Origin of the sequence: Bacillus sp. B25(2016b) (assembly GCF_001679765.1) — a bacterium.
Classification (GTDB): domain Bacteria; phylum Bacillota; class Bacilli; order Bacillales; family Bacillaceae_G; genus Bacillus_A; species Bacillus_A thuringiensis_K.
Window position 1 is genome coordinate 1,600,360 of record NZ_CP016285.1, and the last position, 16,322, is coordinate 1,616,681.

The following is a 16,322-nucleotide window of genomic DNA, read 5'->3' on the forward strand; positions in this document are numbered from 1 at the left end:
TCAATCCTTTCATTGTATATTTTCCTTTTTTACATGAACAAGCTTTAATTTTTGTTTCCCTTCATCCGGCTTTTGGCTTAAGATGAGCACCATTACAATGACACAAAAAGCGCCTAATAACTGAAAAGATTGAAATGGCACTTGCAATATAAGTACAGAAGAAATAATAGCTGCGAGTGGTTCTGTGCAACCAAATAATGTTGTTTCTTTCGGAGTCAGGTATCGTATGCTGTCTAAGTATAAATAAAAGGCAATAAGTGTCCCGAAAATGACGACAAATGTGATGAGCGGTAGGGTACTTAGTTTTACATATTTCATAGTTGATAATAAAATGAATTCGTTTGTAGAAATAAAGTGTACAATCGTTACACCAATACCCCCAATAATCATGCCCCATCCAACGATAACGGAGGAAGACCATTTTTCTAACAATTCCTTTGAATATAAACTATAAAAAGCGAGAGATAATCCAGATAAAATCCCCCAAATAATAGCTGGTGTAGAAACAGCCAAGTTATGAACAGGCCCGTTTGTTAGTAAGAGAAAAGTACCTACTAATGAAAGGGTAATTGAAATGAAATCAATTTTTGATGGACGAACGTTCCATTTGAAAAGTAAGTATACAGTGATGAATATAGGAGCTAAATATTGTAATAATGTTGCCACGGCAGCATTTCCTTCTTTAATTGAAGCGAAATACGTATACTGTACAGCAAGCATACCGAATAGACCAAACAAAATCATTTTAATAGCATCAGATTTTTGTTTCCAAATGCCAAATATCTCTTTTTTTCTCGTTCCGAATGAGGAAATAATGAGCAAAATAATTCCAGATATAAGTAAACGGATCGTAACTAACCATTCGGTTGAAACATTGTCATATTGAAAAAGTTGTTGTGCAGCTGTTCCAGACAAGCCCCATAAACAAGCACCGATTACAACCATAATGATTCCTTTTAAACGATTCGAATCCATAATGTATAGAGTCCTCCTTTCAAGAAATATATCGTATACAATATGCAATATATCACGAAAAGAATTAAAAACAAACTGAAATTTCTTACTTAATGTAAAGTTGTTATTCAAATTAAAGATGTTTGTTAGATCAGAGAACGATAAAATAGAAAGGCTTCCGTTTACAGAAGCCTTTCTATTTTGAATTATGAAGTGTAAGTAAAAGCTGGAATAGGATCAATAAATGTGTTCCAGTTTTGTCTCATTTCTTTTTCTGTTAATAGACAATCATCTAATGATTGTTCAATTAACGAACGGTTCATATCAATTCCAATAAATACGAGTTCGGTTATTCGATCTCCATATTGTTTATCCCAGTTTTTCAATACTTCTGGTTCTTCTGCAATCATTTGATTTCTTTCAGTTTCAGGTAATGCGGCTATCCATTCACCGGCTCCTTGAATTGTAATAGAGGAGCCTGCTTGAGATAGAAGCCCTATCATATTATTACGAGATGCCAGCCAGAAGAATCCTTTCGCTCTTACAACATCTAAAGGCCATTTTTCTAGCCAATTCATAAGGCGCTCGGGATGGAAAGGATATTTGCGGCGGTAAACAAAAGAAGTGATACCATATTCTTCTGTTTCCGGTGTATGATGGTCACTGTTTAATTCTTGTATCCAGCCGGCCGATTGACTAGCTTCTTCATAATTAAATAGATTTGTGTTTAAAATTTCTTGTAATGGTACTTTGCTAAACGAAGATTCAAGAACTTTTGCATTAGGATTTAATTTTTTTAGTAAATGATGAAGCTCCATCACATCTTCTTTTTCGAGCAAATCTATCTTATTAAGAATAATTACGTTTGCAAACTCAATTTGATCTATTAATAAATCAATAACTTCCCGTGTATCATTCTCATCGATTGCTTGTTTTCGGTCTAATAAACTTTCTCCATCTGCAAAATCATCCCAAAATCTATTTGCATCTACAACTGTAACCATCGTATCGAGGCGACAATTTTTCGTTAAATCAATGGTAAGAACTTCGTCTGTATAAGTAAACGTTTGAGCAACTGGAATAGGCTCACTTATACCAGAAGATTCAATAATAATATAGTCAATATCACCATTTTCCACAAGACGATTCACTTCTATCATTAAATCTTCTCGTAGTGTACAACAAATACAGCCATTTTGAATTTCTACTAGTTTTTCCTCCGTACGTGAAAAACCACCCTTTTTTATAAGAGATGCATCAATGTTTACTTCGCTCATATCATTAACGATAACAGCTACTTTTAAGTTATTCTTATTAGTTAAAATGTGATGTAGTAAGGTAGTTTTTCCAGATCCTAAAAAACCACTTAATACAGTGATAGGTACTTTTTTCATGAAATGATCTCTCCTTTAAATCGTAATGATTACGTTTTATATTAAACGATGGGAAAAGAAAAATCAATAATAAATCATAATGATTACGATTTAAGAATAGAAATAGACTATAAAATTTGTGCTGTAGTATGAAGCATTTGGACAAGCACATGTTTACATATTAATAAAATGGAGGCGAGAAGCTTGGTCTTTAATAGAGTTTCAAAAGAATTAGTAGGCATAGCTCTTATCGCTATGTTTCTCTTTTTATTATTTTTTGTAGATTTTACAAGTCTAGCAAATTTGCACAAAAATATGCCACAGGAATGGTTGAATGTGAATACAGTATTTTTAAGTATCATTTTTGAAGCAATACCCTTTATTTTATTAGGGGTAATTGTTTCTTCATTTATTCAAGTGTTTGTGACGGAAGATATGATTCAAAAAGTAATGCCGAAATCTCCGATTGTTGCAATGATTCCAGCAGTATTTGTGGGAGTTCTTTTTCCAATGTGTGAATGTGTCATTATACCAATTGTAAGAAGGCTCATTCAAAAGGGGCTACCACTTCATGTAGGCATTGTTATTTTACTGAGTGCACCCATTATGAATCCAGTTGTTCTTTTATCTACTGTATATGCGTTTCAAAAAAATGATTACGTTGTATATGCACGCTTTGGGATAACAATTCTAGTTGCTCTATTCATAGGTCTAATTGTGTATTATTGCTATCGCGAAAGAAATGTTTTAAAAGACGTAGAGGTTTCAGTTCAAACAAGCAAAAAAAAGAGTTGGAAAGATGTTATGAATCACACTGTAGATGAGTTTTTTGATACTGGTAAGTATTTATTGATAGGTGCTTCTTTAGCAAGTGTATTTCAAACGTTTTTTGATCGGAATGTACTGGATGTAGTAGCACATAACGAAGTAATTGCTCCCTTTATTATGATGGGGTTTGGTTATGTTTTATCAATTTGCTCTGCAGCCGATGCTTTTATAGCGGCATCTTTTGGACATGTCTTCTCAGTAAAGGCACTTCTCGCATTTCTTGTGTTTGGGCCTATGCTTGATATGAAAAATACGTTAATGCTATTTGCATATTTTCAAAAGAAATTTGTATTCTTTTTGATGGGAATTGTCATTGTATCTGTGTATACCATCCTGCAAATCATAATGTTATAGGAGGTGAGAAAGAATGGAGAAAGAGGAGCAGAAGGCATATCATCGCTATATTCGTGGAATTATTTTAATTGGTTTAGCAATGCTCTTATTTAAACTACTTGTAACAGGGAATATTTATAATTTTATCGCTCCAAAAATGATTAAATTTACGTATATAGCTTTTGTAGTGATTTTACTTCTTGGTTCTGTACAAGTTTGGAGAGAAAAAGAGGGTGATTGTAATTGTTGTAAGCACCATACAGCATTAAAATCAGGGATAAAAAGTTTCTTTGTATATGTTTTATTTGTTGTTCCGATAGTTAGTGCTTTTCTCTTTGGAAGTGTAACAATTGATGGAAGTTTAGCAGGAAAAAGGGGTATGAATCAAAGTGTACAGGCGAGAAGTATGGAAGGTAACGAAAAAGAGGGGAAACAGGATGATTTTGATGGGCAAGAGGTATTCGATGATCCAGATGAAACATCAAATTTATCAACGACTTATGAAACGGAAGAGCAAGTAGTAAAAAGTATGTTAGGACAACGAAAAATACAAGTAGAGGATAAGGATTATGTTCAAACAATGAGTATAATTGGTCAAAATGTAAAAGGATTTAAAGGGAAAGAAATTACATTCTCAGGGTTTATGTATAATGATAAGGATGTGACGGGTAATAAAGCGGTAGTGGCTCGATATGGCATAACTTGTTGTATTGCGGATGCATCAGTCTGGGGGATGATTGTTACGGGGAAAAATGTTGAAAATATTCCAGAAGAAACATGGGTGAAAATAACAGGATTATTAGATGAAACGACATATAAAGGAACAGTCTTTTCACTTGTAAAAGTAAACAAAATCGAGAAAATTAATAAGCCAACTGACCCATATGTATATGATGTTTTACCTCAATAGAAAAGAATAAATTCTTCATATTTTCATGAAATAGAATCATAATCATGGCGATAAAAAAATAAAGATAAGAGTAATTTGGTTTGTTAAAAATATGTGCAGAAGGAGTTATGCGATGAACTGGGTTACTCATAAACCATCATTTGAATTTGAAACATTTAGTCCTATTATTCGGTCACAATCTGCGTGGAGTGGACATTTAGATTTTGCATATGACTTAGTACGATTTGAAAAACCAGAAACTTTAGTCGAGCTAGGTACACATTTAGGAGCTTCCTTTTTTAGTTTTTGTCAGGGAGTAAAAGATGGAGGGTTATCGACTAAATGCTTTGCAGTAGATACTTGGGCTGGAGATGGGCACACAGGTCCATATGGAGAAGGGGTTTTTCAAATAGTAGAAAAAGTAGTGAGCGATAACTACCTTAATATAGGAAATTTAATTCGATCTACTTTTGATGATGCTGTAGACCGGTTTCAAGATGAAACGATAAATCTTTTGCATATTGATGGATATCATACGTATGAAGCTGTTTCTCACGATTATAACACCTGGCTGCCTAAAGTCGCGAAAAATGGTATTGTATTATTTCATGATATTGAAGTTAGAAGTGGTGATTTCGGCGTATATAAGTTTTGGGATGAGGTAAAAGCGAAGTACCCTCATTTTCAATTTGCGCATTCATATGGACTGGGAGTGTTATTTCCGAAGGGTTGTAGTGATAAGTTTGAGGAAATACTTAAAAATAAAGAAGAAATACAAAATATGTATAAATAAAGGTAGGGCATGCATCATTTTTATGATGTGTGTCCTATTTTTGCGTGGGAAATAATGGTGTGAATTAAAAAGTGAAGATAGTTGTAAAAAGTTTTGTTGCAGCAAATATTAAAAAAGTTAGTATGGGATTTTTCTTTGTAAATAAAGTGAAGCTTTAATACGTTCATGTCAGTCCGGGATGTTACAGTAGTTAATTTCTTACCTAAGTGCTTTGCGCTTACTGAATTTTAAGGCGGAGGTCTTATTGGCCGAAAATATCGGGATAAATAAAAATACAACATTTTTTATATTTTTCATTGCGAAAAACGTAATCTACTTTTACAATAGAAAGGGTTGTGAATATATTATACTGGAAAAATAAATCGAAATAATATGAAAATTTTGTTTTGTCTTCGCTAATTGTATATTACATACATGTAAGACGACATACGTCATGTTATCGACTTGTAAGGAGAGAAAAAAATGAAAAGTGTAAGATTACCATCGATGCTAGAAATCATAGTTCTTTTATTACTATTTCTTGCTGTTGTCTTTTCCTTCCAAACGATTTTTGATCTCCCAATTCAATTAGCGCTATTTATTTCATGGTTTTTAGTAATTGCGCTTGGATTAAGATTAGGATTTCGTTATCAAGAATTGCAAGATGCAATTACGAAAGGGATTTCTAACGGATTAGAAGCAATACTGATTTTAGTTGCAGTAGGTGCTTTAATTGGAACATGGATTGCTGGTGGGGTAGTACCAACATTAATTTATTATGGATTAGAATTTATTCACCCTAGCATATTCCTATTAGCAACATTAATTATTTGTTCTATAACTTCTATCGCGACAGGAACGTCTTGGGGAACAGTAGGAACAGCAGGTATTGCTATGATGGCGATTGGTGAAGGACTTGGTTTACCACTTCCGCTTGTTGCTGGTGCAGTTCTTTCAGGAGCTTATTTCGGCGACAAATTATCACCACTTTCTGATAGCACAGTTCTTGCAGCTTCTATGGCGAAAGTAGATGTTATTGCTCACGTTCGAGCTATGCTCGTATTAGATGTTCCGGCTTATATTATTACTAGTATTATGTTTACTGTAGCTGGTTGGATGTATGGCGGAGATAATGTTGATTTGAATCGAGTAGAATTTTTAAAAGAAGCTTTATTAAAGCAATTTGATATTAAAATATGGATGCTTGTTCCGGCGATCATTGTTATCGTTCTATTAGCGATGAAGAAACCGTCTATGCCAACAATTGCAATGGGAGCTTTAATTGGTGCAATTTGGGCAACTCTTTTCCAAGGGATGAACTTTGGAGAAGCGATTGGAACAGCTTATAACGGATTCTCAATTCAATCTGGTGTTGAGTTTGTTGACAAGTTATTAAACCGTGGTGGAATTAACGGTATGCTTGGCTCAGTAGCTGTTATTATTTTCGGTTTAGGATTTGGTGGATTACTTGAAAAACTAGGTGTTTTAAAAGTAATCGTATCAAAATTTGAGAAGAAATTAAATTCTGCAGGTAATGTAACGTTGTCTACATTAATCGTGGCATTCTTAGCTAATATATTTGGTTGTGCGATGTATGTATCACTAATTTTAACACCAAAAATTATGGAAGATAGCTATGATAAATTAAAAATAGACCGTCGTGTATTAGCACGTAACTCAGAAGTAGGTGGAACGTTAACTTCAGGTATGGTTCCATGGTCTGATAATGGTATTTTTATGGCTGGTATTTTAGGTGTAGCAACGTTCTCATACGTTCCGTTTATGTGGTTAAGCTTCGTATCGTTAATTTTAGCAGTTATTTATGGATATACAGGCAAATTCATCTGGTATGTAGATGATGCAGATAAAGGAAAGCAAGCATCATAAAATAAAAATCACCTTCTACAATATGTAGAAGGTGATTTTTTTATTTTGTAATAGCATCTGCTGAAGTTATTTCATTCTCATATTTAGCAATTTTTTGTTGTATCTTTTTTAAGTTTTTTTTAGTGTCTTGGATAAGCTGTAAGACATTGGTCTCCTGTTGTTTCATTAATTCCAACCGTTGAAAGATGGTAGATTCTCCTTCCATAGACCAGTCGATAAATTGTTTTATTTTTTTAATAGGCATACCAGTGTTTTTTAAACACAAAATCATTTCTAAATATTTGAGTGCTTCTTCATCAAAAACTCGATCTCCTTTTTCATTTCTTTGCAGAAAAGGGAACAGTCCTTGTTTATCGTAATAACGTATTTGAGAAATAGTTAAGTGTTGCATTTTGGCGACTTGCCCAATTGTATAATACATATCATTCATCCTTTTGTTACCAAGGTATAATGCCATTTTTATTTAGTATTTTACCATTATAGTTTGTTTCACTTAATGCATATTTAATAATAATTTTAGCACTTTCAGTGGTTGTATGGCCACCGGGGGAATTTCCATTAAGATCTGTAGTTGTAAAACCAGGAGTTACCCCAAATACTTCTGGACCGTTAGTAGCAAATTCTTTACTAAAAGCTAATGTTAAAGCATTAATAGCTGTTTTGGAAGAATTATATCCTAGTGTATTGATTGGATGTGTTTCACCATTAGCAAACATTGTTAGTGAGGCCATGTCAGTTGTTATATTTATTATTTTACTGTTGTTTGAATTCTTTAATAATGGTAAAAAGGCTTGTATCATTTGGAAAGTTCCAAAAAAATTAACTTCAAATCCTTGGCGTAAAGTTTCAATATTTAATTCACTAGGTAGTGTATTGAAGTCTAGCGCTATGCCTGCGTTATTAATTAATAAATGTAAGTGGTCAGTCGTTTCGTAAATTTTTTTTGTTGCTTCTTGAATGGTTTGTGAATTTGAAATATCTACTTGAATATAGGAAACGTTTGAAACATTTAAAGATTCTACGGCTTGTTGTCCAAGTTGTTCATTACGAGCACCTAAAAATACGTGATAATCTTTTTCTGCTAATTGACGAACAAGTTCATATCCAATTCCTTTATTCGCACCTGTTATAAAAGCATATTTTTTCATATTGAATTCCTCCAGTAGTGTTATAGTAGGTTACAATGGAAAGGATACAGCCTAAACTTAAGTTTAGGTCAAGAGGAATTTTTTAAAATACATATAGAATATCTATATATAAGAGTGAGAATTCTTATCATTTAAGAGAAAGTCTGTTATTATAAGAGATGTAGGTAATATATTTTCAAGGGGATGAAAACATGGAGTACAGAATTGAAAGAGATACATTAGGAGAAATAAAAGTTCCAGCTGATAAATTATGGGCAGCACAAACACAACGTAGTAAAGAAAACTTTCCAATTGGAACAGAGCAAATGCCGCTTGAAATTGTAAAAGCATTTGCAATTTTAAAGAAGAGTGCAGCGCTTAGCAATCAAAAATTAGGAAAGCTATCACAAGAAAAAGCAGAAGCAATTGTAGAAGCTGCTGATGAAGTGATTGCAGGGAAATGGAATGAACATTTTCCGCTTGTCGTATGGCAAACAGGTAGTGGTACACAGTCAAACATGAATGTGAATGAAGTAATTGCAAATCGTGGGAATCAAATTTTGAAAGAGAAGGGATCTGACGTACATATTCATCCAAATGATGATGTGAACATGTCACAAAGTTCAAATGATACATTTCCAACAGCACTTCATGTAGCTTGTGTAATCGCAGTAGAAAATCACGTATTACCAGCAATTACGAAATTAAAAGAAACTTTAGCAGAAAAAGTAACTGCATTTGAACATATTATAAAAATTGGTCGTACACATTTACAAGATGCAACACCGTTAACTTTAGGACAAGAAATTAGCGGATGGCACCGTATGCTTGAAAAAACAGAGCGTATGATTGCAGAGAGCAATACATATATGAAAGAGTTAGCAATTGGTGGAACTGCGGTTGGAACAGGTATTAATGCTCATCCTAAATTTGGTGAGATGGTATCAGAGGAAATTAGTCAATTTACAGGTAAACAATTTGTTTCTGCACCAAATAAGTTCCATGCATTAACGAGCCATGATGAAGTTGTATATACTCACGGTGCATTAAAAGCATTAGCTGCGGATCTAATGAAGATCGCTAACGATGTACGTTGGCTTGCAAGTGGTCCACGTAGTGGTCTTGGAGAAATTATTATTCCAGCAAATGAACCGGGAAGCTCTATTATGCCAGGTAAAGTAAATCCAACGCAAAGTGAAGCATTAACGATGGTTGTAGCACAAGTGATGGGGAATGATGCAACGATCGGATTTGCTGCGAGCCAAGGTAACTTTGAGTTAAACGTATTTAAACCTGTTATTGCTTATAACTTCTTACAATCAGCCCACTTATTAGCGGATGCAATTGTTTCGTTTAATGACAATTGTGCAGTTGGTATTGAAGCAGATGAAGAAGTAATTAATGAAAATGTGAATCGTTCACTAATGCTTGTAACAGCGCTAAACCCACATATCGGATATGAAAATGCAGCGAAAATTGCGAAGCATGCTCATAAAGAGGGATTAACTTTAAAAGAAGCTGCATTACAATCTGGACTACTAACAGAAGAGAAATTTGATGAAATTGTAGATCCGAAGAAAATGATTGCTCCAAAAGAGTAATAGAAAAAGCCAAGGTTCTTAGTATAGAATCTTGGCTTTTTTGATGTTCATTTTTATGTTTCATCTACTTGCAATACTGCAAGTTTCAAAATATATTATTTGTTAGCAGGCGTATTCATTACTCTCATCTGTGGGCAGTTCTCTTTTAAGAGTGAAATGAATTTTTCTTCTTCTTGTGGTACGAAAGTGGTCACTGAGTCAAATAAATTATAATTAATTTCTAATTGTTGTCTAGTCCATTTTTTTGAACGAAGTTTTTTGCCAGAGTACTTAATATGGCGAATGTCTTTGAATGAGATTTCAGTACGAAGTATGAAACCGTGTTTTACAACAAGAGATGATTCCGTTACGTTGTAGTGAGAGAAATAGAATGAAGAAAGATTCACGATATTTAATAGCATCATGAGAGTGAAAAAAATAGAATTTTCATTTTGGAAGAATAACGAAACGAAAAAAATAATTATAAATAATGTAATGAAAATGACGTGGAATGGATTTTTTTTCGCTTTAAATTTCAAGTCAGTCACCTCGGTATACTTGTTCTTTAACTAAATTAAATCATAATATTGTAATAAAACGTATGAATATGCAGAATTGCATATTCATACGTTTTATTATTCATGTAAAATTTCTTGATGGGATAAATGCAAAAGAAGTTTTGTAATAGTGGAGTGGCATGAAGTGACTTACAAGAATAGAAAGATAGCGTTAGTCATAATTAGTTGTATGATGATTATGAGTAGTTGTGCTAATAAATTTGTTGAAGATAGAAATCGAAAGCATACATTTGTACGAGCAAGTAAAGTTTTAGTAGAGACTGTAAATAGAATATATAAAAAGTAAAGGATGTTTTCTTATACGAAAACATCCTTTTTGTCGTTAAAATTGAATACTGAAGTTTTGTAATGAGTGAATACAGGTTCCATATTCACTAATCGCATATGTATTCTGTGCAATTTGCTTAACGGTAAACCAAGGGTCTTGAAGAATATTCATATTCTATTTCACATCTTATAAAATGGAATTGTATAAACATATTCGCTTTTCGTTGCATTAAAGAAGTTCGGTAGATGTTTTTATAAAAGTTTATAAAATGGGTAAACGAAAGATTGAAATGTTTGTTTGTGTTGTGATAAGATGGTAAAGTGACAATAAACGTTATGGTAATTTGTTTGGTTTTAAAATAAACATTTTAAAGGAGTGTTTAGTGTGGATGATATTTCAGAGAAGTTTTGGGATGCGTCAATAGAAGAATTAAAGAAAGGGTATGTGTTTGATGAAGCAAAAGAGGAGTACATTTGCTTAGCTTGTGGTGAAACATTTATTAAAGGTGTTATTTATCAAGATAATCAAGTTTGGTATGAAGCAGAAAAGTTCGTCCAATTGCATATTCAAAATGAGCATACATCTATGTTTGATTATTTATTAAATATGGATAAGAAATTTACTGGTTTAACGGATTTACAAAAGAGAATGGTTCAGTTTTTCCATATGGGACTGAATGATAAACAAATTGTAAAAGAGTTGGATGGCGGAAGTACATCAACAATTCGTAATCATCGATTTACACTGCGAGAGAAAATGAAGCAAGCAAAAGTATTTTTAGCACTAATGGAATTATCAGAAGAAAAATCAAAAGTACAAACGAAATTTGTGCCAATTCATAGAACAGCAACGATGGTGGATGATCGATACAATATTACGGAAGAAGAAAATGACGAAGTATTAAAAGCTCATTTTACAGAAGGGTTAGATGGACCTCTCTCTAAATTTCCGAAGAAACAAAAGCGTAAATTAATTATCTTACGTCATTTAGTAAAGAAGTTTGATAGTAATAAAAAGTATACTGAAAAAGAAGTAAATACAGTGATAGAAAATGTATACCCTGATTTCGTAACTTTAAGAAGATATTTAATCGAATATGGATTTTTAGATCGAACAGCCGATGGAAGTCAATATTGGGTGAAGTTATAATCATGCGGAAGGAAAATGAATAGAAGCACAGTATTATAACAACTATACAAAGAGATAGATATTGAAAACAGATTTTTAATAAAAGGAGAAATGAAATTTGAAACCACCTGCAGATAACAATAAAGAAGGTGCGGAGTCACAAAAGTTGGAAAGTGAGAGTAAATCGATTTGGAAATCGATGTCTCTGTTTTTAGTACCGTTATTATTAAGTAATGTACTACAATCAGTTGGACAATTATTTGGTATGGTAGTAGTAGGAAGATGGCTTGGAGTTAATGATTTAGCGGCTATATCAGCATTCTTTCCTTTGTTCTTTTTACTTGTTTCATTCGTAATTGGTATCGGTTCAGGAAGCTCTATTTTAATTGGTCAGGCGTTTGGTGCTAAAAATGAAGATCGTTTAAAAGCTATTGTCGGTACGACGCTTACGTTTACTTTTATTATCGGAGTTGTATTAGCGATAATAGGTAGTATTTTTGCGATGGATATTATGCGTCTTATGGGAACGCCAGAAAATATTATTGAAATAAGTGTACATTATGCACGAATTTTATTTATATCGATGCCAGTATTATTTTTATATTTTGCATATACAACATTTATGAGAGGTACAGGAGATTCTAAAACGCCATTTTACTTTTTAATTGTAAGTACAGCGCTAAATATGATCTTATTACCGATTCTTATTTTTGGATGGTTAGGAGCTCCGAAATTAGATGTGTATGGAGCGGCCTATGCTTCTGTTATATCTACAGTTATTACGTTTCTTGTCATGCTTGTGTATTTAAAGAAGAAAAATCACCCATTACAACTAGATGGAACGGTTAGAAAATACCTTCGAATGGATGGGGAGTTATTAAAGCTATTGCTAAGGCTCGGTATTCCAGCGAGTATTAATATGATATTAGTTTCATTATCTGAAATTGCCGTAATCGCGTTTGTAAATCGTTACGGTTCGGATGCAACAGCTGCTTACGGCGTTGTGAATCAAGTTGCAAGTTATGTGCAAATGCCAGCAGTTAGCCTTGGTATTACAGTTTCTATTTTTGCGGCGCAATCGATTGGGGGGAATCAATTTGATCGATTGCAGAAAGTTGTGAAGGCCGGAATTATTATGAACTACGTCATCGGTGGTGTGTTAATATCTCTTATTTACTTATTCTCAAGAGACATTTTATCACTATTTTTAACGAGTCAAACTACAATTGAAATTGCTCATAGCTTAGTTATGATTACGTTATGGAGTTATTTAATTTTCGGTCATGCACAAATTATTAGTGCGACAATGCGAGCGAGCGGTACAGTACTTTGGCCAACTGTTATTGGAGTTGTTTCAATTTGGCTTGTAGAAGTCCCCGTAGCATATTATCTTTCTTACCATACAAGTCTTGGAATAGAAGGCATCTGGATCGGGTATCCAGCAGCATTTATTGTCAGCTTAATATTACAGTATGCATATTATAAGCTTTCATGGCAAAAGAAACGAATTACACGATTAGTTAGTTAAATAGAAAAATGTCCCTAAGTAATTAGACTTAGGGACATTTTTTTCGTAAGTGGAGGTTTACAAATAGCTTTTTAAAGTGATATCAAAATGTTGTCTAATGAGTGTTTTATCACTCATATAAAACTCCCACGCTTTTTCTGGTTCACCGATAATCTCAAAGGATTCCTCTGTAATATATAAAGCACAATTATCCTCCAGTGCAATTCCTTCTATATTCCCTTGATGATTTTGTAAAAAGGAATGGAAGGCGTTCATTCTGTTTAATTGATTATAATGTGGACAAAATCTTTTATTAACAATACCCCATCCGTTACTCTCTATATAACCAAAACCTTCATAATCTGATCGGATACTAGACGTGAACCAACACATAGCACCAGCACTATAACCAGCAATAAGTGTTCCTTGCTGCAGAGCCAATAATAATTTTTCATCAAGTCTATATTCTTTCCATTGTGTAAGCATGTGAATATAGTTTCCACCACCTAAATAAATTAAATCGGCTGAATGAATCATCTCGTCTATTTCATACTTAGAAGGTGAATCTGTTGTAATGCGTAAAATTTGTACTTCACAATGTAATTGTTTTTCAAACGTGTCTAAAAATAATTTTATATAGCTTTCATCATCATGACTAGCCGTTGGAATAAACAATATTTTTGGGTACTGTTTATTTGTTAATTCTATAAGGCGTTCATTAATAGGCAAGTGATTTGAATCTTGTAAATCACCGCCACCAATGACAGCTAATTTCATAGTAAAGCACCACCTAATCATTTTTGTTATATAAAAATTCGATAGAAGAGAGTTACATTCCTTCCGTAATGTAATCAATAATTAGAAAATATAGCTTAAGTATATCGGAATAGTAAAGAAACTACTGACTATATATACCAATGCATTAGAAACCATTCATTGATATATAATATTTCATACTAATGTTTCAAAATATGGAAAAAATATGTTTAAATAGATATAATGACGCATTCATTCATATTGAATTTATACTTATATTTTAAAAGGGTATCGGAAATAATAGCGATTTTCTAAAACAGTTTTTACTTTTAATAGGAAGTTGTATTACAATATGGTAAAATTATTTCAATATATTTATTTAATATGAAATACAAAGAAGGAGCGTGAAAAAAAGTGGATTTTCGATTTGAATTTACAACGAAGCTGAAAGAATACTTAGACGATGAGAAGGATGAAAAAATAATAAAAGATGGACATAGAGATGTAATTTTTCACTATTTATATGCGTTAGAGACTGAAATTGGCGTTGTTAAAAATCCTAATTTTACTTTTTTTGCATCAGGAAGACGTTCACATATAGTGTTAGAAAACGTTGAATTTAAAACAGAAGTAAATGTAAAAAGTAATATAATTGAAATTACAAAAATAGTGGATAATGTAGTTATTCCGTTAGATACTATCGTAGCGAAAGATCGGGAATTATTTGCCCTTGGACGTAATGAGAAGTTTAGTGTACAAATATTAGAGCAGTATCTCTTTGATACATTTGGAGATAAGTTAGGCTTATAATGAATAGAATGAGGTACGTATTTATAGGTAGTGAATTTTAGTTTATATTACTTGCGTTTGACCTCTCATTTAATTTGTACTACAATTCGTAGTGTGAAAGGAGTCATACGATGTTTACGCAAAACTATAGGTTAAATGAGCAAGGGTTAAATCATTTCTTTGGACCGCTTGAAGCGAAGATTATGGAGATTATTTGGTCTACTGAAGGTATTACTATTAAAGAAGTCCAGCGGAAGTTAAGTGAAGAATCGCCTGTGAATTTTAATACTGTTATGACAGTTATGAACAGGTTAGTAGAGAAATTACACTTAGAAAAACAGACTGTGAAAAGAAGTGGCATATATCGTGCTATACAAACGAAAGAAGAATTCTTATCTAATCAAACGAAGAAAATGACACAGGAATTAGTGGGGGAATTTGGAGATTTAGTTGTAACACATATGATAGATGAGTTAGAGCAGGCTGATCCGAATTTAATAAAAAAATTAGAAGACAAATTGAATCAGTTAAAAAAAGAGGATCGATGAAATGAAATGGCAAATGCGTAAAATCGTATTGTTAGCGCTCATTGTTAGTACCCTCTTTTTCAGCTTGTTATTGTATTATGTTACATATCCATTTCTCTTTCAAAATAGGGCATTATTCCTTTCAAAGTTTTGCTTGTTTCAGTTAGAAAAACATATGAAAGAACTATCAATGGTTCGTATTATAATAGCGGCGTTATTATTAATTACTGTATTAATTGTGTGTAAAAGAATTTGGCGGCAATTTTTCTATAGTAAAAAAGTACAAAAAGTACTTATCCCATTTATTAGAAAAGGGAAACAAATATATATATTGCCGACTGCGGAAGTTGCAGCGTTTACAATTGGATTATTCCGTCCGAAAGTTGTCATGTCAGAAGGTTTGCTTCAGACGTTTTCAGATGAAGAGATTGATGCGATTATTTTCCATGAAGAATATCATCAAAATAATTGGGATCCGCTAAAATTATTTTGTTTTACGTTATTAGCAGAAGGAATGATGTACATCCCGATATTAAAAGAATTGTTACAACGATATCATACGTATTAAGAGTTAGCAGCAGATAAATATGCGATGCAAAAAATGGAATCTTCATTTGAGTTAGGTAGCGCGTTATTAAAATTAATTAAAATAAAGACAATGGAAAATCGATATGTTACAGCTTCATTTGCAAAAACAGCAATAAATTTACGAATCGAGCAAGTGTTAAATGAAAAGGTTATTAAGCTTACTATTCCGTTACATACGAATTCGGTATATGTAACAGTAGGTTTATTCTGTATGTCGGTTGTACTTATTGTCGGAGAGTGCATATAGCCTCTTTTTTAAGGATAAACACTACTCTATGTAGTGTGGATAGAGTAGTGTTGTCATTTATATCATTATACTTTTTATCGCTATATATATCTTGTTTATCATATATTACAGGTATTTTATTGTATACAAATCAAATGACGAAAATTACAGCATTCTTTATTCGTCTATTCGGTGGATTTACAGGTTTTTAA

At 32.8% G+C, this 16,322-nt stretch carries 16 protein-coding genes and 1 pseudogene; 11 read left to right on the top strand and 6 right to left on the bottom strand.

Annotated elements, in window-relative coordinates; translation table 11 throughout:
- Positions 1-9: 9 nt before the first annotated feature.
- Together BAQ53_RS08310 and BAQ53_RS08315 are read right to left on the bottom strand one after the other, a co-directional pair.
- Positions 10-975 carry a DMT family transporter gene (locus BAQ53_RS08310; RefSeq protein WP_208906703.1) on the bottom strand — a complete coding sequence of 322 codons (966 nt, stop codon included), beginning with the start codon at positions 973-975 and terminating at the stop codon, positions 10-12.
- A 185-nt stretch (positions 976-1,160) separates the two neighbouring features.
- The gene (locus tag BAQ53_RS08315; RefSeq protein ID WP_208906704.1) at positions 1,161-2,348 is read right to left on the bottom strand and encodes a GTP-binding protein; all 1,188 of its coding nucleotides are present in this window, start codon (positions 2,346-2,348) and stop codon (positions 1,161-1,163) included.
- A gap of 168 nt (positions 2,349-2,516) precedes the next feature.
- Between BAQ53_RS08315 and BAQ53_RS08320 the strand changes: the two genes are divergently transcribed.
- From BAQ53_RS08320 to nhaC, 4 genes are all read left to right on the top strand, one after another.
- Positions 2,517-3,509, top strand: a complete 993-nt coding sequence (locus BAQ53_RS08320) for a permease (protein ID WP_208906705.1) — start codon at positions 2,517-2,519, stop codon at positions 3,507-3,509.
- Positions 3,510-3,522: 13 nt separating this feature from the next.
- Positions 3,523-4,398: a TIGR03943 family putative permease subunit gene (locus BAQ53_RS08325; RefSeq protein WP_208906706.1), complete on the top strand. Its 876-nt coding sequence runs from the start codon at positions 3,523-3,525 to the stop codon at positions 4,396-4,398.
- A 112-nt stretch (positions 4,399-4,510) separates the two neighbouring features.
- Entirely contained in the window at positions 4,511-5,170 is a 660-nt protein-coding gene (locus tag BAQ53_RS08330) for a class I SAM-dependent methyltransferase (RefSeq protein WP_001104670.1), read from the top strand.
- Positions 5,171-5,632: 462 nt separating this feature from the next.
- The gene (gene nhaC, locus BAQ53_RS08335) at positions 5,633-7,036 is read left to right on the top strand and encodes a Na+/H+ antiporter NhaC (RefSeq protein ID WP_000843987.1); all 1,404 of its coding nucleotides are present in this window, start codon (positions 5,633-5,635) and stop codon (positions 7,034-7,036) included.
- A gap of 40 nt (positions 7,037-7,076) precedes the next feature.
- Here nhaC and BAQ53_RS08340 read toward each other — a convergent pair whose 3' ends face one another.
- Positions 7,077-7,457, bottom strand: a complete 381-nt coding sequence (locus BAQ53_RS08340) for a MerR family transcriptional regulator (protein WP_208906707.1) — start codon at positions 7,455-7,457, stop codon at positions 7,077-7,079.
- A 16-nt stretch (positions 7,458-7,473) separates the two neighbouring features.
- Entirely contained in the window at positions 7,474-8,184 is a 711-nt protein-coding gene (locus BAQ53_RS08345; protein WP_208906708.1) for an SDR family NAD(P)-dependent oxidoreductase, read from the bottom strand.
- Between the two features lie 191 nt (positions 8,185-8,375).
- Between BAQ53_RS08345 and fumC the strand changes: the two genes are divergently transcribed.
- A complete protein-coding gene (gene fumC / locus BAQ53_RS08350; RefSeq protein WP_000456624.1) occupies positions 8,376-9,764 on the top strand; it encodes a class II fumarate hydratase in 1,389 nt (462 codons plus the stop codon).
- Positions 9,765-9,859: 95 nt separating this feature from the next.
- Here fumC and BAQ53_RS08355 read toward each other — a convergent pair whose 3' ends face one another.
- Entirely contained in the window at positions 9,860-10,282 is a 423-nt protein-coding gene (locus BAQ53_RS08355; RefSeq protein ID WP_000669074.1) for a PH domain-containing protein, read from the bottom strand.
- Positions 10,283-10,973: 691 nt separating this feature from the next.
- Here BAQ53_RS08355 and BAQ53_RS08360 point away from each other — a divergent pair.
- Entirely contained in the window at positions 10,974-11,738 is a 765-nt protein-coding gene (locus tag BAQ53_RS08360) for a DUF2087 domain-containing protein (protein WP_000340982.1), read from the top strand.
- Between the two features lie 97 nt (positions 11,739-11,835).
- Positions 11,836-13,245 carry an MATE family efflux transporter gene (locus tag BAQ53_RS08365; RefSeq protein ID WP_244161472.1) on the top strand — a complete coding sequence of 470 codons (1,410 nt, stop codon included), beginning with the start codon at positions 11,836-11,838 and terminating at the stop codon, positions 13,243-13,245.
- 57 nt (positions 13,246-13,302) lie between these two features.
- Here the strand turns inward: BAQ53_RS08365 and BAQ53_RS08370 are convergent, their stop codons facing one another.
- A complete protein-coding gene (locus BAQ53_RS08370) occupies positions 13,303-14,001 on the bottom strand; it encodes a peptidase E (protein WP_000762112.1) in 699 nt (232 codons plus the stop codon).
- A gap of 393 nt (positions 14,002-14,394) precedes the next feature.
- On the opposite strand from BAQ53_RS08370, the gene BAQ53_RS08375 reads away from it, so the two are divergent.
- The 4 genes and pseudogenes from BAQ53_RS08375 (at position 14,395) to BAQ53_RS08390 (ending at position 16,322) form a co-directional block, all read left to right on the top strand.
- Complete coding sequence (locus tag BAQ53_RS08375; protein ID WP_000347526.1) at positions 14,395-14,790, top strand: DUF3942 family protein; 396 nt, start codon at positions 14,395-14,397, stop codon at positions 14,788-14,790.
- A gap of 110 nt (positions 14,791-14,900) precedes the next feature.
- A complete protein-coding gene (locus BAQ53_RS08380; RefSeq protein ID WP_000495078.1) occupies positions 14,901-15,317 on the top strand; it encodes a BlaI/MecI/CopY family transcriptional regulator in 417 nt (138 codons plus the stop codon).
- Position 15,318: 1 nt separating this feature from the next.
- A pseudogene (locus BAQ53_RS08385) lies at positions 15,319-16,131 on the top strand (M56 family metallopeptidase).
- A 47-nt stretch (positions 16,132-16,178) separates the two neighbouring features.
- Positions 16,179-16,322, top strand: coding sequence for a hypothetical protein (locus BAQ53_RS08390; RefSeq protein WP_175423356.1), 144 nt, complete (start codon positions 16,179-16,181; stop codon positions 16,320-16,322).